Source organism: Pseudomonas sp. NPDC087626 (assembly GCF_044743405.1).
Lineage (GTDB): Bacteria > Pseudomonadota > Gammaproteobacteria > Pseudomonadales > Pseudomonadaceae > Aquipseudomonas.
In genome coordinates, this window is the sequence record NZ_JBIUWJ010000021.1 from 81892 (window position 1) to 101362 (window position 19471).

General features: G+C 63.2%; 20 protein-coding genes. 5 read left to right on the forward strand and 15 right to left on the reverse strand.

All coding sequences use genetic code 11. The features are described from left to right. Nucleotides 1-104 precede the first annotated feature (104 nt). From ACIOVD_RS18175 to arnC, 8 genes are read right to left on the reverse strand one after another with little or no spacing between them, the layout of a single operon-like run. Nucleotides 105-626, reverse strand: a complete 522-nt coding sequence (locus ACIOVD_RS18175) for a GNAT family N-acetyltransferase (protein ID WP_401129434.1) — start codon at nt 624-626, stop codon at nt 105-107. 9 nt (nt 627-635) lie between these two features. Next, on the reverse strand, nt 636-2012 hold the full coding sequence (locus ACIOVD_RS18180) for a UDP-glucose dehydrogenase family protein (RefSeq protein ID WP_401129436.1): 1377 nt from the start codon (nt 2010-2012) through the stop codon (nt 636-638). Next, the gene (gene arnF / locus ACIOVD_RS18185; protein WP_401129438.1) at nt 2009-2422 is read right to left on the reverse strand and encodes a 4-amino-4-deoxy-L-arabinose-phosphoundecaprenol flippase subunit ArnF; all 414 of its coding nucleotides are present in this window, start codon (nt 2420-2422) and stop codon (nt 2009-2011) included. The genes ACIOVD_RS18180 and arnF overlap by 4 nt, the downstream gene beginning before the upstream one ends. After that, on the reverse strand, nt 2419-2763 hold the full coding sequence (gene arnE / locus ACIOVD_RS18190; protein ID WP_401129440.1) for a 4-amino-4-deoxy-L-arabinose-phosphoundecaprenol flippase subunit ArnE: 345 nt from the start codon (nt 2761-2763) through the stop codon (nt 2419-2421). The genes arnF and arnE overlap by 4 nt, the downstream gene beginning before the upstream one ends. After that, on the reverse strand, nt 2760-4406 hold the full coding sequence (gene arnT, locus ACIOVD_RS18195; protein ID WP_401129442.1) for a lipid IV(A) 4-amino-4-deoxy-L-arabinosyltransferase: 1647 nt from the start codon (nt 4404-4406) through the stop codon (nt 2760-2762). The genes arnE and arnT overlap by 4 nt, the downstream gene beginning before the upstream one ends. Next, on the reverse strand, nt 4403-5287 hold the full coding sequence (arnD, locus tag ACIOVD_RS18200; RefSeq protein WP_095171496.1) for a 4-deoxy-4-formamido-L-arabinose-phosphoundecaprenol deformylase: 885 nt from the start codon (nt 5285-5287) through the stop codon (nt 4403-4405). The genes arnT and arnD overlap by 4 nt, the downstream gene beginning before the upstream one ends. Further along, on the reverse strand, nt 5287-7278 hold the full coding sequence (gene arnA, locus ACIOVD_RS18205) for a bifunctional UDP-4-amino-4-deoxy-L-arabinose formyltransferase/UDP-glucuronic acid oxidase ArnA (protein WP_401129444.1): 1992 nt from the start codon (nt 7276-7278) through the stop codon (nt 5287-5289). The genes arnD and arnA overlap by 1 nt, the downstream gene beginning before the upstream one ends. Next, complete coding sequence (gene arnC / locus ACIOVD_RS18210; protein ID WP_401129446.1) at nt 7275-8294, reverse strand: undecaprenyl-phosphate 4-deoxy-4-formamido-L-arabinose transferase; 1020 nt, start codon at nt 8292-8294, stop codon at nt 7275-7277. The genes arnA and arnC overlap by 4 nt, the downstream gene beginning before the upstream one ends. A 489-nt stretch (nt 8295-8783) precedes the next feature. Between arnC and xerC the strand changes: the two genes are divergently transcribed. Continuing rightward, nucleotides 8784-9734 carry a tyrosine recombinase XerC gene (gene xerC / locus ACIOVD_RS18215; protein ID WP_401129448.1) on the forward strand — a complete coding sequence of 317 codons (951 nt, stop codon included), beginning with the start codon at nt 8784-8786 and terminating at the stop codon, nt 9732-9734. A 90-nt stretch (nt 9735-9824) separates the two neighbouring features. Here the strand turns inward: xerC and ACIOVD_RS18220 are convergent, their stop codons facing one another. Continuing rightward, entirely contained in the window at nt 9825-10451 is a 627-nt protein-coding gene (locus ACIOVD_RS18220; protein ID WP_401129465.1) for a histidine phosphatase family protein, read from the reverse strand. 365 nt (nt 10452-10816) lie between these two features. Between ACIOVD_RS18220 and ACIOVD_RS18225 the strand changes: the two genes are divergently transcribed. Continuing rightward, complete coding sequence (locus ACIOVD_RS18225) at nt 10817-11170, forward strand: DUF1428 domain-containing protein (RefSeq protein WP_095171505.1); 354 nt, start codon at nt 10817-10819, stop codon at nt 11168-11170. Between the two features lie 19 nt (nt 11171-11189). Here the strand turns inward: ACIOVD_RS18225 and ACIOVD_RS18230 are convergent, their stop codons facing one another. Beyond that, a complete protein-coding gene (locus tag ACIOVD_RS18230) occupies nt 11190-11381 on the reverse strand; it encodes a hypothetical protein (protein WP_095171506.1) in 192 nt (63 codons plus the stop codon). Between the two features lie 13 nt (nt 11382-11394). Continuing rightward, entirely contained in the window at nt 11395-12045 is a 651-nt protein-coding gene (locus ACIOVD_RS18235; RefSeq protein ID WP_401129451.1) for an MliC family protein, read from the reverse strand. 177 nt (nt 12046-12222) lie between these two features. On the opposite strand from ACIOVD_RS18235, the gene ACIOVD_RS18240 reads away from it, so the two are divergent. Further along, nucleotides 12223-13443, forward strand: coding sequence for a helix-turn-helix domain-containing protein (locus ACIOVD_RS18240; RefSeq protein WP_401129453.1), 1221 nt, complete (start codon nt 12223-12225; stop codon nt 13441-13443). 34 nt (nt 13444-13477) lie between these two features. Further along, nucleotides 13478-14104 (forward strand): PQQ-binding-like beta-propeller repeat protein, encoded by a 627-nt coding sequence (locus ACIOVD_RS18245; protein ID WP_320332230.1) that lies wholly within the window; start codon nt 13478-13480, stop codon nt 14102-14104. Between the two features lie 3 nt (nt 14105-14107). Here the strand turns inward: ACIOVD_RS18245 and ACIOVD_RS18250 are convergent, their stop codons facing one another. From ACIOVD_RS18250 to ACIOVD_RS18265, 4 genes are read right to left on the reverse strand one after another with little or no spacing between them, the layout of a single operon-like run. Then, a complete protein-coding gene (locus tag ACIOVD_RS18250; protein WP_401129455.1) occupies nt 14108-14767 on the reverse strand; it encodes a glycosyltransferase in 660 nt (219 codons plus the stop codon). Then, the gene (locus tag ACIOVD_RS18255; RefSeq protein ID WP_159996127.1) at nt 14764-15363 is read right to left on the reverse strand and encodes a bifunctional 2-polyprenyl-6-hydroxyphenol methylase/3-demethylubiquinol 3-O-methyltransferase UbiG; all 600 of its coding nucleotides are present in this window, start codon (nt 15361-15363) and stop codon (nt 14764-14766) included. The genes ACIOVD_RS18250 and ACIOVD_RS18255 overlap by 4 nt, the downstream gene beginning before the upstream one ends. Continuing rightward, nucleotides 15360-16127 (reverse strand): PIG-L deacetylase family protein, encoded by a 768-nt coding sequence (locus ACIOVD_RS18260; protein WP_401129457.1) that lies wholly within the window; start codon nt 16125-16127, stop codon nt 15360-15362. The genes ACIOVD_RS18255 and ACIOVD_RS18260 overlap by 4 nt, the downstream gene beginning before the upstream one ends. Next, nucleotides 16124-17170: an acyl-CoA dehydrogenase gene (locus ACIOVD_RS18265; RefSeq protein WP_401129459.1), complete on the reverse strand. Its 1047-nt coding sequence runs from the start codon at nt 17168-17170 to the stop codon at nt 16124-16126. The genes ACIOVD_RS18260 and ACIOVD_RS18265 overlap by 4 nt, the downstream gene beginning before the upstream one ends. Nucleotides 17171-17389: 219 nt before the next feature. On the opposite strand from ACIOVD_RS18265, the gene ACIOVD_RS18270 reads away from it, so the two are divergent. Next, nucleotides 17390-19315 carry a PAS domain S-box protein gene (locus ACIOVD_RS18270; RefSeq protein ID WP_401129461.1) on the forward strand — a complete coding sequence of 642 codons (1926 nt, stop codon included), beginning with the start codon at nt 17390-17392 and terminating at the stop codon, nt 19313-19315. Nucleotides 19316-19471 lie beyond the last annotated feature (156 nt).

Genomic DNA, 19471 nt, shown 5'->3' on the forward strand with positions numbered 1-19471 from the left:
GTGCCGGCCAACTCGCAGCCTGACAAATTCATATTAATGATCTTTAAGTTCATTAATGTTGAAGTTAAATCACCCCGCGCGCAGCCCTGCACCCCGGTTTGTCGCTAAGGACGCAAGTCCAGGCGCATGGCACAGCGCCGATGGCGGGGCAGGCCGTGGGCCGCTTCCTCATCCAGCAGTTGCTGCAGGCGGGGATCGATCTGCTGTGCATCCAGGGTGACAAAACCACTGCGCCGATAAAACAGCTCGTTCCAAGGCAATTCACGGAAGGTGGTCAGGGTCACTGCCAGCAGCCGCTGGTCCCGGGCGTGCTCGATCGCCGCCTGCAACAACTGCCGACCCAAACCCAGGCCCTGAGCTTCACGATCAACCGACAGTTCCTCGATATGCAACTGGCCGCCCGTCACAGCGGCGCTGAGAAAACCGACGATGCACCTATCCGCCGCCTCGACCACCCACACCGGGCAAGTTGCGATGCGCTGGCGATGCTCTGGGCCACAGATCACCGCTGCGTCGACCAGCCAGTCCAGGTCGGGGTCCTGGGCAAACAGGCGGGCCGCCGAGCGCTCGATGTCGGGTAGGGCGTCGGCATCCTCGACTCGGGCTCGACGCAAGACACAGGTCATGCCCACTGCCTAGGCGATGGCAGCAGCGGGCCACTGCTGCTGCGGGATTGGCAGATGGCAGGACTCGCCGCGCCCCATGGGGAAGTACTTGAAGCCATTGCGAGCCAGGCGTTCTGCGTCGTACAGGTTGCGTCCGTCGAAAATCACCGGCGCCTTGAGACGCTGCTGGATCAACTCGAAGTCGGGGGCCTTGAACTGCTGCCATTCGGTGCAGATGATCAGCGCGTCGGCGTCCTTGAGGACTGACTCTGGCGTGCCCATCAGCATCAGCCGGGTCTCGTTCGGGTACAGCTTCTGGGTTTCCTGCATGGCTTCGGGGTCGAATGCGCTGACCGATGCGCCGGCGGCCCACAACGCCTCCATCAAGACGCGACTCGGGGCGTCACGCATGTCGTCGGTATTGGGCTTGAACGCCAGGCCCCAGAGGGCAAAGGTCTTGCCGGCCAGGTTGCCGTTGTAGAACGCCTTGATCCGCTCGAACAGCTTGTGTTTTTGCCGTTCGTTGATGGCTTCCACGGCTTGCAGCAGGTCGCTGGAGCAATTGGCTTGCTCGGCGCTGTGAATCAAGGCCCGCATGTCCTTGGGAAAACATGAACCGCCATAACCACAGCCGGGGTAGATGAAGTGATAGCCGATGCGTTGGTCGGCGCCGATGCCCAGGCGCACCGACTCGATGTCGGCCCCCAGGTGTTCGGCCAATTCGGCGATCTGGTTGATGAAGCTGATCTTGGTCGCAAGCATGCAGTTGGCGGCGTACTTGGTCAGTTCGGCGCTGCGCAGGTCCATGAACAGGATGCGGTCGTGGTTGCGGTTGAACGGCGCATACAGGTCGCGCATCACCTCGCGGACTTCGTCGCTGTCGCAACCGACAATGATCCGGTCGGGACGCCGGCAGTCAGCGACCGCTGAGCCTTCCTTGAGAAACTCGGGGTTGGAGACGATATCGAATTTCAAGCTGCGCCCGGCGGCCAACAACTGGCGCTCAATGTGCGCGCGCAGGGTGTCGCCAGTGCCCACCGGCACGGTGGATTTCTCGGCGAGGATCAGCGGCTGCTGGCGGTGGCGGGCCACTGCATCGCCGACTGACAACACATGGCGCAGATCGGCCGCACCGTCGTCGTCGGACGGCGTGCCCACGGCGATGAACAGCACCTGGCAGTGCTCTATGGCGAGCTTTTCGTCGCAGCTGAAATGCAGCCGTCCAGACTCCAGGCCTTCACGTACCAGGCTGGCCAACCCAGGTTCAAAAATGCTCACATGCCCCTGCTGCAGCAGCGCAATCTTTTTCTCATCGATGTCCATGCAGACCACATCGTGGCCCACTTCGGCCAGCACGGCAGCCTGCACCAGGCCCACGTAGCCACTCCCGATTACACTGATTTTCATGAGGCATTCCTGAGGTCTGAAGTACGGTTGCTGCGCGAATTGATGGTGATGACTCCGAGGATGACCAGGGCCACCCCCAGGGAGCGGGACAGGCTGAAGTCTTCGTTAAACAGCGGTAGGCTCGCCGCCAGCAGGTAGACCAGGGCGTAGCTGATACTCAGCAGCGAATAGGCGCGACCCAGGGGCAAATCACGCAAGGCCAGCAGCCAGCAGAGCATCGACAGCCCGTAGGCAAGGATGGCGCTGAGTACCACCGCCACCGCGAAGGGGTCGACCGTGCCGTCCTGCAGGGCCGTCCACCACTGCGCTGGCAGGGGCAGATGGCTCATGCTCCAGCGCATGCCCAACTGGGCCGTGCTTACCAGCACCACGCTGGCCATGCCAAAAGCGATTCCACGACCCACGCTCATAGCTGCCTCCCGAGCAGAATCACCCCGGCGATCACCAGGGCGACGCCGATCCAGTGCCGGCGGTCGATCGTTTCATGGAACACGAAGCGGGCCACCAGGGTGATCAGCACAAAGTTCAGGCTCAGCATCGGGTAAGCCACCCCGACATCGAGCCGTTGCAGCACCAGCAACCACACCAGCAGGCCCAGGCCCAGGCTCGCCAGCGCCAGCCACAGCCAGGGTGAACGCAGTTTGTCGAGCAGCGCCGAAGGCCGGTCGCGCCAGCTTTCCACCGCGTACTTCTGCGCCACCTGGCCCAGGCACGTCAGGAGGCAGGCGAGCCCTACGAGTATCAGGCTCATGGCTGACTCTTGGGGAAAATCAGAATCACCAGATTGCCTTGGTCATAACGCTTGAAGTCCTGGGGCAACATGTCGATCTCGTAATGCTCCTCGCCATTGATCCGCATGACGACGCCCACCTGACCTTGCTGGCGGGCTGCGCTCATCCATTGCGGGACCTTGAGGAAGTCCACCCGGCGATGCAGGGTGTCAGGATAAGCCAGACCATATTTCACTTCGCCTACGGTGTTGTACAGCGCCACGTCCGCGCGGTTGAGGCGCCAGGCCAGGGCCGAGGCGGCGCCCAGGTCGTTGCTCAACAGCCGGGTGCTCTGGCTGAGCTCCTGCAGATGGTCATTGATGAACTGGTCCGGGGTCTTGTTGTACACCACAGAGTTCGGCAGGCCGGCCGGCAGCAGGGCGATGAACAGCCAACTGCCGAGCACGGGGGCGGCCCACAGTTGCAAAGGGCGCAGGGCCTGCAGGGTGTTGCACAGCAACCAACCGATCACGGCAACGCTAACCAGCACCAGGTGTTCGGGTTCGTTGTTGTACAGCGGCTTCTTGATCTGGAAATACACCAGCGCCAGCAAGACCAGGCCACCCAGGGCCAGGTTGAATGCAGCGTTGAGACGGATGACCCGGGTCTGGCGGTTTCTCAGGCGATCCACCAGGGCATGGCCCATCAACAGCGCCAGCGGCAACAGGCAGGGAAAGATGTAGCTCGGCAACTTGCCCTTGGCCAAACTGAAGAAGGCCAGTGGTAGCAGCAGCCACAACAGCAGGAAGCCGATGCTGGCCTGGCGCCGATTTTGCCAGGCCTGGCGGATGGCGACCGGCAACAACGCAACCCATGGCAGGCTGAACGCCAGCAGCAGCGGCAGGTAGTACCACCAGGGCTCCGCGTGTTGTGCATCGGCACCGGCAAACCGGCGGATGTGTTCGTGCCAGAAGAAGAAATTCCAGAAGTCCGGCTCCTGGGTATGTACCGCCAGTGCCCAGGGCAGGCTCACCAGCACCGCGACCAGCACGGCCACGCCGCCGTAGGTCAGCAGTTCGCGCAGGCGCTTTTGCCAGGCCATATAGGGCAGGGCGATCAGTACCGGCAGCAACCAGGCGAGGAAACCCTTGGTCATGAAACCCATGCCGCAGGCCAGTCCAGTCAGCGCCCAGTAGCCCAGGCGGGCACGTGGCGTCTGGCTGTCAAAGGCCAGCCACAGCCCCACCAGGCTCAGGTTGACCCAGAAGGTGAATTGCGGATCGAGGTTGGCATAGCCGCCCTGGCCGACCACCACGCACAAACTCATGTAGAGCAGGGCGCAGGTCAGGCTCTTGCGCGGGTCGTTCCACAGGCGCCGGGCAATCAGGTAGGTCAGCACGATGCTCAGGCCGGTGCTCAGGGCCGAGGCCACGCGCACACCAAACAGGTTGTCGCCAAACAGCGCCTGGCCCAAGGCGATCATCCAGTAGCCAGCCACCGGTTTTTCGAAATAGCGGATGCCCATGAAGTGCGGTGAGGCCCAGTTTCCGGTCAGGAGCATTTCCTGGCTGATCTGCGCGTAGCGGGTTTCATCGGGAATCCACAGGCCGTGGGAGGTCATTGGCAGCAGGTAAAACAGACCGAAAGCCAGCAGCAATAAAGGCAATATCCAGCGTCTGCTCATGCGCCTTGCACCCCCAGCCAACCTTCACGGCCGGCCAGCGTGCCACGTAAGACCCGGCCCGCAGGCAGGCTGTCGAGCGTCTCGGGAAGCAAGTTGCCCAAGGGCTGGAAGCGGATGTCGCGCGCGCGCGCCTGCACCAGCAATTGACGGAAATGCTCAGCCATCAGAATCCCTTCTACCTCTGCGTGTACGGTGTAGACGTTCAGCTGCGAGGGGCTGAATCGATCCAGAATGAATGGGTTGAACCCGTCGGCGGCTACCAGCGGGCCGACCACCTCGTCGAAAGTCGGCAAGTCCACCGGAATCTGTGGGGTACCGAGACTGCCGTCGGCCAGGCGCGGACGAAACAGGCTGTGCCCGCGGCAGTCACTGTTGTAGCGAAAAGCAAAAGCTTGCTTGGCGCCGATCACCCGCTCATCGGCGCGCCAACCGGCGGCAGCCGAACAGTCCACGGTTTGGCCGAGAATATCGCTGAGACAGTCGACGCCTCGGCGGATCTGCTCGCTCAACTGCGCATCGCTCCAGCGCCCGGCGTTGGCCTGCCAGCCGTGGTGGTCCCAGGCATGCAGGCCAATTTCATGGCCGGCGGCCGCGGCCCGGCGCATCAGGTGCCCGAGATCGCGGCCGATGGGCTTGCCAGGCCAGGCGGTCCCCGCCAGCAGAATGTCCCAGCCGTACAGGCCGGCGGCATTGGAGCGCAACATTTTCCAGAGGAACTGCGGGCGGATCAGGCGCCACAGGTGGCGCCCCATGTTGTCCGGGCCAACGCTGAAGAAAAACGTCGCCTTGACCTGCGCCTCATCGAGCATGTCCAACAACCGAGGCACGCCTTCGCGGGTGCCCCGGTACGTATCGACATCGATTCGAAGGCCCGCCTGCATCAACGCTGGTCCGCGATTTCGAGCATGGCTTCACGCAGGAAGAAGTCCAGCGTGTTGCCGATGGTTTCGCGCATGTGCACGGTCGGGGTCCAGTCCAGCAGGCGCTTGGCGTTCTTGATGCTCGGCTTGCGGTGCGACACGTCCTGGTAGCCGTTGCCGTAGAACGCCTTGCTCTCGACCTCGCGGAAACCGGCGAACGGCGGGAAATTGTCGCGCAGTGGATGCGCCTCGAACTGGCGCAGCAGTTCCTCGCCCAGTTGGCGGATGCTGGCCTCGTTATCCGGGTTGCCGATGTTGATGATCTGGCCGGTGCAGGCGCCATTGCGGTTGTCGATGATCCGCGCCAGGGCTTCGATGCCGTCGGCGATGTCGGTGAAACAGCGTTTCTGCTCGCCGCCGTCGAACAGGCGGATCGGCGTGCCTTCCACCAGGTTGAGGATCAGTTGGGTGATGGCCCGGGAGCTGCCGATCCGCGCGGAGTCCAGGCGGTCCAGACGCGGGCCCATCCAGTTGAACGGGCGGAACAGGGTGAAATCCAGGCCTTGCTGGCCGTAGGCCCAGATCACCCGGTCCAGCAGTTGCTTGGATACCGAGTAGATCCAGCGCTGCTTGTTGATCGGGCCGACGACCAGGTTAGAGGTGTCTTCGTCGAAGTTCTGGTCCTGGCACATGCCATAGACTTCCGAAGTCGACGGGAAGATCACGCGCTTGTTGTACTTGACGCAGTAGCGAACCAGCTTGAGGTTCTCTTCGAAGTCCAGTTCAAACACCCGCAGCGGGTTGCGGGTGTACTCGATGGGGGTGGCGATGGCCACCAGCGGCAAGACCACGTCGCATTTCTTGATGTGGTACTCGATCCACTCGGAGTGAATGCTGATATCGCCTTCGACGTAGTGGAAATTGGGGTGGCTGCGCAAGCGCTCGATGGCGTCGGAGCCGATGTCCAGGCCATAGACTTCGTACTGGTCGTCGCGCAACAGGCGCTCGGACAGGTGATTGCCAATGAAGCCGTTGACGCCCAGGATCAGTACCCGGGTGCGCCGAGGGCTGCGCCCCGATTCAGCGCCGCGCAGCACGGAACCCTCGACCAGGCCCAGTTCGTCGGCCAGTTGCGGGCCACTGAGGAACAGGCCGTTGTCGTTGCGCTGGCCGGAGGCGATCAGCAGCGAGTCTTCACCGCAGGCAATGCGCAACGGATCGACGCTGATCACGCGTCCAGGGGCCAGGCCTTCATTGCCCTTGACCACCTCGGCAGTCCAGACGATCAGCTTGTGCTCGCCGACGGCACAGAAGGCGCCAGGGTAGGGCTGGGTTACAGCGCGCACCAGGTTGAACAGTTGCTCGGCCGGTTGCTGCCACAGCAGTTTGCCGTCCGCAGCGGTACGGCGCCCGAACACCGTAGCGCGGGATTCGTCCTGGGCGGTTTCGCTGGTTTTGCCCTGGATCAGCAGGGGCAAGGTGTCACGTAGCAGGCTGGCGGCGGCTTCACGCAGCTTGCCGTGCAGGCTCAGCGCGGTGTCGCTGCGTTCGATGGCGACCGCTTGTTGGGCGACGATGGCACCGGCGTCGGCGCGCTTGACCATGCGGTGCAGGCTGACGCCGGTCTGGGTTTCGCCCTTGACCAGCACCCAGTTGGCCGGGGCGCGGCCACGGTAGGCCGGCAGCAACGAACCATGCAGGTTGAACGCGCCCTGGCGCGCGGTTGCCAGCAGCGGCTCGCTCAACAGGTTGCGGTAATAGAAGGAGAACAGGTAGTCGGGGTTGAGCTTGGCGATGCGCTCGATCCACAGTGGATGGTTGACGTCTTCCGGCGCATGCACGGTGATGCCCTTGCGTGCGCACAGTTGCGCGACCGAGCCATAGAAGGTGTTTTCCTTGGGATCGTCGGCATGGGTAAACACCGTGCTGATCCGAATCCCCGCTGCGAGCAGGGCTTCGATGCCGGCGCAACCAATGTCGTGATAGGCAAAAACAACAGCGTTTGAACTCATGGCGAAACCTGATCAGTAGAAGTGGAAGTCAAACCGTCGACAGTGACAGCGGGAGCCGGCGTGGCGGGTTGGTTGCGCAGGACTTTTTCGATGAAGAACCGTGGTCGCGCCCGTACATCACCGTACATCCGCCCCAGGTACTCGCCCAACAGGCCCATGCCGATGAACTGGCCGCCGGTGAACACGAACAGGATGGCGAACAGCACGAACATGCCGTCACCGGCCCAGCCGGCACCAAAGGCCAGGCGCAACACAATCAGGGCCAGGGCGAAGAGCATGCCCAGCGCCGCCATGCTGAAGCCGATGATGCTCAGCAGGCGCAGCGGGGTGGTGGTCATGCACGTGATCAGGTCGAACATCAGGTTGATCAGGCGCATGGTGCTGTACTTGGACTCGCCATGCTCGCGCTCGGCGTGCTGCACCAGGATCTCGGTGGTGTGGCGGGCAAAGCTGTTGGCCAGGATCGGTATGAAGGTGCTGCGCTCGCGGCAGGCCAGCATCGCGTTGACCACGGTGCGTCGATAGGCCCGCAACATGCAGCCGTAGTCACTCATGGCGACCCCGGTGGAGCGCTTGACCGCAAGGTTGATCAACTTCGACGGGTAGCGGCGCAAGGCCGAGTCCTGGCGATTGTTGCGTACCGTGGCCACCACGTCGTAGCCCAGCTCGGCCTGGGCCACCAGGCGCGGGATTTCTTCCGGCGGATTCTGCAGGTCGGCGTCGAGGGTAATCACCACATCGCCCTTGCACTGTTCGAAACCGGCCATGATCGCCGCATGCTGCCCATAGTTGCGGTTGAGGATTACCGCCACTACCTTGCTGCCGTCGCGGGCGGCGGCCTCTTCGAGCAGTTGTGCAGAGTTGTCGCGGCTGCCGTCGTCGACCAGGACGATTTCATAGTCCTGTTTGAGTTGGCGGCAAGCCCCTTCAGTGCGGCGCAACAACTCGGGCAGGCTTTCTTCTTCGTTGTAGACCGGGATAACGATCGACACGCAATGGATTGGATAAGGCTTCAAAGGCTTGGGTCCAGGGTCTGTGCAATGGCGCCCACTACGGGTTCGACGTCATTGGTAGTCATGTCAGGGAACAATGGGATCGAACACCGGGGTGTCGAGTTCCGCGGAGCTCGGTTCAAATGAATAAATTTGTCACAGGGTAACTCAAGAAAAATAATCCATATCAAACGGTTAGCCGACAATTATGAAAAAGCGCTTGAATTGACTTTTTCCCTTGGGATCGGCAGCGTGGGCTCCGGCAGAACCTGATTCGGATGCCCTGAGAGTAAGCGTGAAAATGTGAAAGTGACATGAAAAATCTGTGTCTGGATCCTTTAACGTAGACGTTTACAGCAACTGTTCAGGGTATCGCGAAGGATAGGGGGGTTATCGGAAACTTCCTACGGGTTTAGCCTGTCAGACCCAGCCTCAATAACCCATTCGACTATTAATAGACTTCAACAGATGAACCGTCTCTGTTGAGCACTTTTCATTAAAGGTCCTTTCAGTTTGTTCGATTTACCCGATACCGCAGACACACCGACGCACGCCGTGCAACGCCCCAATCCACTGACGCTGTACCTGGCGCGCCTGGCACCCTCCAGCCAGTTGACCCTGCGCTATGTCTTGCAGGATGCGGCCGACCGCCTGGGTTTTGATGAGTTGAACATGGAAGATATTCCCTGGCACCAGTTGCAGCCCGAGGATGTGATCGCGCTGGTGGCGGCGTTGCGCAGCGACGGCTACGCGCCCAACACCTCATCCCTGTACGTCAACGCGATACGGGGGGTGATGAACGAAGCCTGGCGCATGAGCCTGATCAGCCATGAGCACCTGCTGAAAATCCGCTCGGTCAAAGGCATCGCCGGCACACGCCTGTCCCAGGGCCGCAACCTCAAGCGCACCCTGATCCACGACCTGATGGCGGTGTGCGCCGCCGACCCCCGGCCCCAGGGCCTGCGCGATGCAGCGATCATTGGGATTCTGTACGGTTCGGGCATGCGCAAGTCGGAGTCGGTCAACCTCGACCTGGCGCAGGTCGATTTTGCCGAACGCAGCCTGCAGGTCACGGGCAAGGGTAACAAGCAATTGATCAAGTACGCGCCGAGTTGGGCCTTTGCCAAGCTCGAGGCCTGGCTCGAGCTGCGGCGTTCGTTTCTCGAAGAGGGGCAGGCGGACGATGGCTTCCTGTTCAATCGCATTCGCCGTGGCAGCCACATCACCCGTGAGCGGATAACCAAGCATGCGATCTACTACATTGCCCGGCAACGCGGCACCCAGGTGGGCGTGAAGATCATGCCCCACGATTTCCGCCGTTCATTCATCACCCGGGTGATCGAGGAACACGACCTGTCGATCGCGCAGAAGCTGGCGCACCACAGCAACATCCAGACCACCGCCAATTACGATGTGCGCGACGACAATGAGCGGCGGCGCGCTGTAGATCGTTTTGATTTGTGATAAAAGACTTATTAAACAATAGGATATAGCTGATTATTGAAGTGATTTGTAGAGTCGGGTTGCACGCCTTTGTCGCCCAGGTTCCGCAGGCTATTTCTCTGCAACTTGGTTATTCAGTACGCTCGGCCAATCAGAATCATTCACCGTGCCGAGTACCTGCAACTTGCCATCCGGCCCGACTCCCGCAAACAAGGCGCTGGTGTACTCGGCTTTGCGGGCGTTCTTGAAGCCGTTCTGGGCTTCAAAATCGCTGATGCAGCCACTGTGGGTGACCAGCACCAGATTGCGCTGCGCGGTCTTGTGCGCCAGCACCTCGGCACCCATGGTCGCGCCGCAGGCTGCCAGCCATTCCTGTTGAGGTACCACGTGGGCCGAGAGGTAGTGCGCGGTTTGCACCGTGCGGGTGGCCGGGCTGGTGAGCAGGTCGGTGTGCGCAAGCCCCAGGGTATCCAGGGCCTGGCCCACTTGCCGGGCCGCGTCCCTGCCGACTTCGGTGATGCCGTCGGCAGGGCCCAGGCAGGGGTTGCTCGACTGGTCACAGCGTTCGGCATGGCGTACCAGCACCACGATTTCCCCGGCCTGCCAGCGTTGCAACACACTGGCCTTTTGCAGCTGATTCCCTTGCGCCAGGAACATCGGTGATGCCGGCCAGGCAACGAACCCCATTACCAGTGCCGCTACCAGCAGGGTCAAGATGACAAGGGCCAACTTGCGCATCGGCTGTTTAATCAAGCTTTCACCGGATAACTTCGGTGTTGGGGACATAACCACAGCGTTCACCTGTAGAGCGTAGATACACCACTGAAATGATCCTGACGTTGCGCGTGCAAGGCGCTCGCAGGACAAATGATGTCGCGCACTGTAGGAGTCGGCAGGTGGCAGGCGAGTGAAACCAATGTGAAAAATTCGCTTTAGCCAGGAAGCAAGTAATAACGGATGTAAATCATTGGCGTCAGTTGGCCGGACGCACCCTTGTGCGTGACCGTTGGTCAGTACAGTCCCGGGGACTGTCGATCGTTGGTCGGGCCAGTCGACTAGTGCATGAGTCTTTCCATCAGCCAATGTGCAACAGGAGTCCGAGCATGTCCTATGTCGATGGTTTTCTAGCCGCTGTGCCCACGGCCAAACGCGAGGCGTTCCGCCACCATGCCGAGACCATGGCGCAGATCTTCAAGGAGTTTGGTGCACTGAACGTGAGTGAGTGCTGGGGCGACGATGTGCCCGAGGGCAAGCTGACGTCGTTTCCCCTGGCGGTGAAGCTTGAGGAGGGCGAAACCGTGGTGTTTTCCTGGATTCTGTGGCCCGATCGCCAAACGCGCGACGCCGGCATGGCCCGCTTCATGGCCGACCCGCGCGTGCATGAGCCGGGCAACCAGATGCCATTCGATGGCCAACGCATGGTGTTCGGCGGTTTCCAGCGGATTGTCGACGTCTAGCGTGTCGGGCCCGGGGTGTTCATTCGTGAGGACTGATCCGGCAACTCTTGCGGTTACGGATCTCCTCTTGCGAAGGCCGTTGCTTGACGAACTCGAACCGTGGTTCGCCTTCGTTGTAAGTCACCAGCCAGCCCCATTCCAGCTCTGACTCGTCCTGCCCTTGCCGGGGTGGCTCAGCCCACCAGGGTTCTTTACCGACTATCTGGCGCATGACGTCCTCCCGCTTATCCAGTGGGTTCGAGGGTGCAACTCAAGGGTGCGCTGGCCGGGCGTTGCAGCAGCGCCTGGTTGCCGTTCTGGGAAAAACTGTAGGAACCGCGCGCGTCCTGGCCACTGTAGCGCTCCCCCGAGTCACTCGGCACCTGGGAGAGGGTGATAGAGGTCGTGGCCCAGCGCAGGTAGAGCACGTCCGGGCCGGCCTTGAAGTAGGTGGCGGCCACCAGCGCGTCAAGCCCGTTGCAATGAAACGCCAGCGGGCCATCGGTCAGCCGGCTGGGGTCTTTGGTCCTGACGATGGCGGAGCCCTGGCGCAACTGGTGGGCCCGCTCGGCATAGGCTTGGCGGATACAGGCCTTGGGCTCGGCGGTGGAGGCGCACTGATTGCGATCCAGGGTCCAGTAGCGTTGGTCGGTCATGACCTTGTCCGGGCGCGGCACCGAGCGCTCATCGGTGAGGGCCAGGCGATACAGCCGGTACAGTTCGAGGTCCATGCGGGCCAGTTGCGGATCGCGGCAGATCAGCTTTTCCACCATCAGGCTGGCCTGGGCACACTCGAAACTGGTTTTGTACAGGGAGTCTGCCCAGGTACGTTCGCTGCTCACCGCGCAGGCGCCGGTGGCGAGGAGGGTGGTGCACAGGGTCGTGAGCGTTTTCATGCTGGCTTCACTCAGATCATCAGGTACTGCCCGGGCAACGGTGAGCGCCATGATCCGCGTTATGGGTCTATCAGTGTAAGTCAGTGGGCAAAACTTGCCACCGGCACGGCCTACCGCAGGGCCGGTGGCCGCTGAGATAGACTGCACGGCAAGAGAGCAAGCGTGGGAGCGGTTGACATGGATTCGCTGATCACGGCCGCTGCCCGGGCACTGGCGGTGGGCGACCCGCTGGGGACACTCAAGCACGTCGCCTTGCGCGACGATCCGCCGGCGCTGGCCCTGCGCGGGATTGCCATGGCGCAGTTGGGCGACTTTGCCCGGGCGAAGGCCTTGCTGCGCCGGGCCAGCCATGACTTTGACCCGAACGAACGGGTGGCGCGGGCGCGCTGCGTGGTGGCTGAGGCGGAAATTGCCTTTGCCGCGCGGGACCTCGGCTGGCCGCAACCGGCCCTGGAGGCGGCGTGCGAGTGCCTGCAACGGCACGGTGACCGGATCAATGCCGCCCATGCCCGCTACTTGCAGATTCGCCGGCTGCTGCTGATTGGCCAACTCGACGTGGCCGAGGGCCAACTCGCGGCACTGCAGCCGGGCACGCTGCCACCGGGGTTGCGGGCGATCCATGGGCTGATTGTCGCGGGTTTGGCGATCCGCCGCCTGGATGCCCCGGCGGCGCGCCTGGCCTTGGCCGCCGCCGAACAGGCCGCACGGTTGGCCGCAATCCCGGCGCTTGGTGCCGAAGTGGCAAGCGCCTGGCAGGTACTCCAGGCCCCGGCGGCGCGATTGACCTGCCAGGGCGCAGAACGACTGTTGGACCTGGAGGCCGTCCAGGCGCTGCTAGGGTCCGGGGCACTGGTGCTCGACGCGCGTCGTTATCAGGTCCAGCAGCGTGATGCGCGGATTTCCCTGGCGGGCCGCCCGGTGCTGATGGCGCTGCTGACCGTGCTTGGCGAAGCCTGGCCGCAGGCGGTTCCCAGGGCTACGCTGATCGCTCGGGTGTTTCGCCTGAAACTCAGCGATGACTCCCAGCGGGTCCGTCTGCGGGTGGAAATCGGTCGCTTGCGCGCGATGTTGCGGCCACTGGCCCAGGTCACTGCAACCCCGGGCGGTTATGCCCTGGTGCTGCCTGCATCGGGCACGCTGGCGGTCCTGGCATGGCCCATCGAAGCGTCCCACAGCGAGGTGCTGGCGCTGTTGATGGACGGTGAGTGTTGGTCGAGCTCGGCCCTGGCCCTGGCGTTGGGCGTTAGCCAGCGCAGCGTGCAGCGAGCCCTCGAGGCGCTGGCGGCTGAGGGTAAGGCGCAAATGTTCGGCCGTGGTCGGGCGGCGCGCTGGACCCGCCCACCGATTCCGCGATTCGCGACCACATTGTTACTCCCGCTGCCCTGGTCCGGTGATTAGGCTCAAGGCTCACAACCACTACGAGGATGTCGCGATGAAACAGTCAGCCGCAAGCATAGTGCGTGAGTACGGGCCTTTTCCCGGGGTCGACAGCGTGCACGGCGTCACCTGGGACGGTGAGCGCGTGTGGTTCGCCAACAACCTGGGGCTGATCGCCTTCGACCCGGACAGTGGCAAGGCGCTGGATACGTTCGCGATGGCCGCCGATGCCGGCACCGCTTTCGACGGCCAGCACCTGTACCAGATTGCCGGGAACCAGATCCACAAAATCGACCCTGCCAGCGGACGGGTACTGGGCAGCATCCCGGCACCCGGTGGCAGTGACTCGGGGCTGACCTGGGCCGAAGGGTCGCTGTGGGTCGGTGAGTACCAGGACCGGCAGATCCATCAGATCGACCCCGCTTCGGGGGAAATCCTGCGGACCCTGCAATCGAACCGCTTTGTCACGGGCGTGACCTGGGTCGACGGTGAGTTCTGGCACGGTACCTGGGAGGGCGAGGAGAGCGAATTGCGGCGGATCGACCCGCAGAGCGGCGAAGTGCTGGAGACCCTCAACATGCCCGCCGGGGTCGGAGTCTCGGGCCTGGAGTCTGATGGCGCCGAGCAGTTCTTCTGCGGCGGTGGCAACAGCGGCCGCGTGCGGGTGGTGCGGCGGCGCTGAAGCTCAGCCGTCGCCCGCCAGCGACTTCAGATAATCACCGAAGCCGCCTTGCGCACGGGAGTCCAGGCGGCTGCTGGTGCGCACGCGGTTGAGGGCAGTCCAGACGATGCTGGCACCGCTGCGTTGCAAATCCTCCACCAGGCAGACGTCCTCATGCGCCGGCAGCGGACGGAATCCGCCGACGCGCTGATAGGCTTGCGCGCACACCCCCAGGTTGGCGCCGTGCACATGTCGGTGGCCTTCCCGGGATTGATACAGCGCCTGGTAGCGCTGGCGTACCGCCGGGCAATGGTCGGGGTGCCAGTCATCGATGCTGACCGTGCCACACACTGCATCGGCCTTGAATGCCAACTGCTGGCGCAGCCAGTTGCGGGGCACCCGGCTGTCGGCATCGGTACAGGCCAGCCAGCGCGCGCCCTGGTCGAGCATGTAGGCGGCGCCGGCCCGGCGGGCACACCCGACGTTACCTTCGTCAATCACCAGGGTCTGCACGCCACTGGCCTGGGCGATGGCTAACGAGCGGTCGGTGCAGGCATCCAGTACCACCAGGATCGCCACTGCTTCTCCAGTGCGTTCGACGTCGTGCGCGGCGCAAGCGAGGGCGTCGAGGCAGCGTTTGAGCAGGGCCTGTTCATTGTGAGCCGGGACGACGACGCCGATCATTGGGTGGGTTCTTCGAGGTCAGGACGGTAGGGGCCTCGGCACCAGAGCTCGAGGATGAAATCGGGTTCCTCGTGGCGCACGGCACGCGGTAAATGCAGATGGGCATCGAGCATGGCGTGGACCTGCGCCCCGGTTTGCGGGCAGCCGGCAATGGGTTGCAGCCAGTGGCAGGCCAGGACCGCCCCTTGGGGACTGAGGCTCGCGCGGGCCTGGTCGATCACCTGGCGCCAGTCGTTACTGTCCAGGTAATAGCCCAGTTCACTGAGCACAATCAGGTCGAACTGGCCTTCGGGCCACTCTTCAGGCAACCGACCTTGCACCACCTGCACCTCGGGATACCCAGCCAGGCGTTCGGCGGCCAGGGCCACGGCGGTGTGACTGAGGTCCATGCACAACAGACGGTCGCCGCGTTCGGCCAGGCCCAGGCTCAACTCGCCATTGGCACAGGCCGGCTCGAAGACCCGCCCATAGCGTTGGCGAGGTAACAAGGCTAGGGTCAGTGCCCGTTTGCGTTTTTCGTACCAGCGGCTGCGGAACGCCCATGGGTCCGGATTGGCACTGAACAGCTGTTCGAAGTAGATCGCCGACAGGCTCATAGAAACACCAGTTCAAAGGGTTGCAGCAGGCGTTCCAGCACTGCCGGGGGGAGAATGGCTGGCTGGCCGGTACTCGGGTCGGCCAACAGCTGGCTCTGGTGCGCAGCAATTGCCCGGCGCTTGCGCACCAGGAAACGCGGCGCGACCAGCAGTTTGCGGGCGCGCAACCACGGCAGGCGGTGATCCTCCGGTTCTGCCCAGTGCCAGGCCCAGACGGGCACTTCCAGCAGATGGGCCTGGCGCGTACGGCAGGCACTGGCACAGGCGCGGCCCACGGCTTCGTGATCACAGTGGCCGTCATGGCGCCAGGTGGTGAGCACCTGGTCGTCCGGGCGAATCAGCGCGCAGAGTTGCTGCACCAGCTGCGTTTCGCTTTCGCCTACCGCGGAGTCGGCGAACCCCAGGCGCAACCAGTCAAGTCGTTGCGCATCCAGGCCCAGGTGCGCCAAGGCCCGGGCACTTTCCCGAGGCCGCTCGGCGCCGAGGCGCTCGGCGGGCCAGAGGCTGGACCCCGGGTGGCTGCCTTCCCCATCGGTCACGGAAATCATCAGCATGCAGGTGGCGTCGCTGGCCAGGCTGGCCAACAGTCCGCCGCACATCAGCACCTCGTCATCCGGGTGCGGGGCGACCACCACCAAGCGCCGGCCCAAGGGCAGGATCAGCTCTCGGGGCAATGACGGTACGGCTTGCAAGGCGCGGGATGCCTGCCACTGGGCCAGCGAGGTACCCGCGCCTTGAATCAGTGGGTCTGGGTCCTGGCTCATAGGCACCAGCCCCGCGGATCACGTCCGTGCAGTTGCCGGCCGAGTTCAGCCAGGTCGCGCTCGGCATGGCTCTGCCGGATAAATACCGGCAGGTCAGCGCTCAACCGGGCGAAGCGCGGATCGCGGCAAAAGGGCGTGGCGCCCAGTGCTCGTCCGACGTGCCATTGCACCTGGGCTACTGCCGCTTCCACCAGGGCGCGGGTCCGACGCACGGTAAATTCCGCATCGGCCTGGGGCTGAGCATCGATCCACGCGGCGCACTCGCGCAAACCGGACGCCGCGCTGGCGAGCGCAGCGTCGACGGCTCCCAGGTGTGCTTGCGCGTGGGGATCGTTGCGCGGTCCGGCGCAGGCGTGGTGCAGGACCTCGGCCAGGGTCCGCGCGGCGCCGTACCAGCAGGCGGCAATGCCGGCACCGCCATGCCAGAAACCGCAACGCTGCACATACGCACCGCTGTCCCCCACGCAGTGGGCGCGGGCGCCGTCGAGGTGGACACTGACGCTGGCGGTCGTCGCCATCCCGCGGGCCTGCCAGTCGTCACTGTCGATGCGCAGAGCGCCTTGGCTGAGTGCCAGCGCCACCAGTTGCGCACGGTCGTCTTCGTCCCAGGCGGTGAGCAAGGCATGGTCGATCTGCAGGGCTCCGGAGCACCAGGCTTTGGTCCCGCTCAATTGCACCGCCCCGTGCTCGCGACCGACGATTCGCACCCTGGCCGTTGGCGGCTCGGCCGCCCAGACGCCCCAGATGCCCGGGCTGTCCAGGTGCAGGGCATCCAGTTCGGCAAGAATCGCCTTGGCATCGGTGTGGCCTTCGAACAGCTTGAGCAGCGCCAGGTCATTGCCCGCTACCTGTGCCAGGGTGCGCCAGCGTTGCAAGGTCTGGCCCTGGCCGGGCAGCGGCAGGTCGGCCTGGCCGTCTACCAGGCAGCGGCGCATGATCTCGGGTAACTGGCGATCAAGTTCCAGCGGCGCGGCGCGCTGGCCAAAGTCCTCGAGGATCTGCTCAAGCGAACTCCTCCCGTCCTGCGCTGTCGACCTGTTCATGCTGACTACTCCCTGCTGACCCAATGCGCTGGATGGCGAGTACCGCCGCCTTCATAGCATTGTGAGAGATCGGCATTTAAGGAGTTCAATCTGCTTTATCCGGTGCCGATGTCATCTATGATCAACAGATCCAGAACAACCCATGCAGCGTGCAACAGTGGGTGCGGCAGTACCTGCCGACATCCGGGCAGCGCCTGATAAAAAAACGAGAAGGCCGCCATGAGTGAACAACCGGGTACCCGCAGCGATCCACTGGAGCAAGGCCGACTGCGCTTGTTGATTGACGCGGTGGTGGACTACGCCATCTACATGATCGACCCCGAGGGTATCGTCGTCAGCTGGAACGCCGGCGCGGCGCGGATCAAGGGTTATGATGAAGCCGAGATCCTCGGTGCGCACTTTTCCAGGTTCTACACCCCGGGGGATCGCCAGGACGGCACGCCACAACGAGCCTTGCGCACCGCCATCGAGCAAGGGCGTTTCGAGGGCGAGGGCTGGCGGGTTCGCAAGGACGGCAGCCATTTCTGGTCCCATGTGGTGATCGACCCGATTCGCGACCCCCAGGGCAAGCTGCTGGGATTTGCCAAAATCACCCGCGACCTGACTGAGCGCAAGGCGGCCGAGGAAACCCTCAAGCAGAGCGAACAGCAGTTTCGCCTGCTGGTGCAGAGCGTCACCGACTACGCCATTTACATGCTCGACCCAACCGGGCGGGTCAGCAACTGGAATATGGGCGCCCAGCGGATCAAGGGCTACCTGCCGCAGGAAATCATCGGCCAGCATTTTTCAGTGTTCTATACCGCCGAAGACCGCACCGCGGGCGAGCCCGAACGGGCGCTGGAAGTGGCGACCCGCGAAGGGCGGTTTGAAAAGCAGGGCTGGCGCATGCGCAAGGACGGCACGCGCTTTCTCGCCCACGTGATCATCGACCCGATCCGCAGTGAAACCGGGTCGATCCTGGGGTTTGCCAAGATCACCCGCGACATCAGCGAAGCGACCCAGGCCCAGCGGGAATTGGAGATAGCCCGCGAAGCGCTGTTCCAGTCGCAGAAGCTGCAGGCCATCGGTCAACTCAGTGGCGGTATCGCCCATGACTTCAATAACCTGCTGACGGTCATCCTCGGCAACCTGGAACTGCTACGCAAGCGCGCCGGGGAAGACCCCAAACTCCTGCAACTGCTGGACAACGCCGCCTTGGGCGCCCAGCGCGGAGTCTCGCTGACCCAGCGCATGCTAGCCTTTGCCCGGCGCCAGGAGCTCAAGGCAGAGTCGGTGGCCTTGCCCCATTTGCTGGAGAACATCACCGGCTTGCTGCGCAGCTCCCTCGGGCACCTGGTGACCATCCACTGTGATTTACCTCCCGACTTGCCGCCCGTGCAGGCCGACGTCAACCAGTTGGAGCTGGCGATCCTCAACCTGGCGACCAACGCGCGCGATGCCATGCCACTGGGGGGACGCATCCTGATCAACGCGGTGGATTCGCTCAAGGGGCATCCGATCCCGGCCCAATTGACGGGCCAGCGGTATGTCTGCCTGTCGGTCAGCGATAACGGGCACGGCATGGATAGCGAAACCCTGGCCCAGGCCACCGAACCTTTTTTCACCACCAAGGGTGTGGGCAAGGGCACCGGGTTGGGCTTGTCGATGGTTCATGGCTTGGCGGAGCAACTGGGCGGTTGCCTGATTCTTGGTAGCGAGCAGGGCCTGGGTACCACCGCGCAGTTGTGGTTACCCCTGGCCGTCACCGCAGTGGCCCAGGCGTCCAGCGCACCCGACGCGGCGCAAGATGGGTTTACCCGCCTGTGTGTCCTGCTGGTGGATGACGACAGCCTGGTGTTGACCAGCACCTCGTTGCTGCTCGAAGACCTTGGGCATCGGGTGATCTGTGTGACGTCGGGCACCGAGGCCCTGCAGGTGTTCAAGAAACGCAGCGACATCGACCTGGTGATCACCGACATGGCCATGCCGCTGATGGATGGCGCACAACTGGCCGCAGCCATCCGCGAGCTGCACCCTGACATGCCGATCATTCTCGCCACCGGCTTCGCCCAGCGCCTGGACGGCTTCGTCGCCCACTTGCCGCGTCTGGCCAAACCTTTTACCCAACTGAACTTGATGGAAATCCTTAACAAGGCGATGCGCTGAGCTGTGGTGGCAGGTAACGATGGCGGACTACCGGCGGGCCTCTGGGGTGTTGGATTAGGCTGAGTACATATCCATTTTTGCGGTAACGGCCACCTATGGTTCCGCTTTTACAGCGGCTCACTTTTGGAGGAGCCCAAAAGTAAGCAAAAGGCTCTT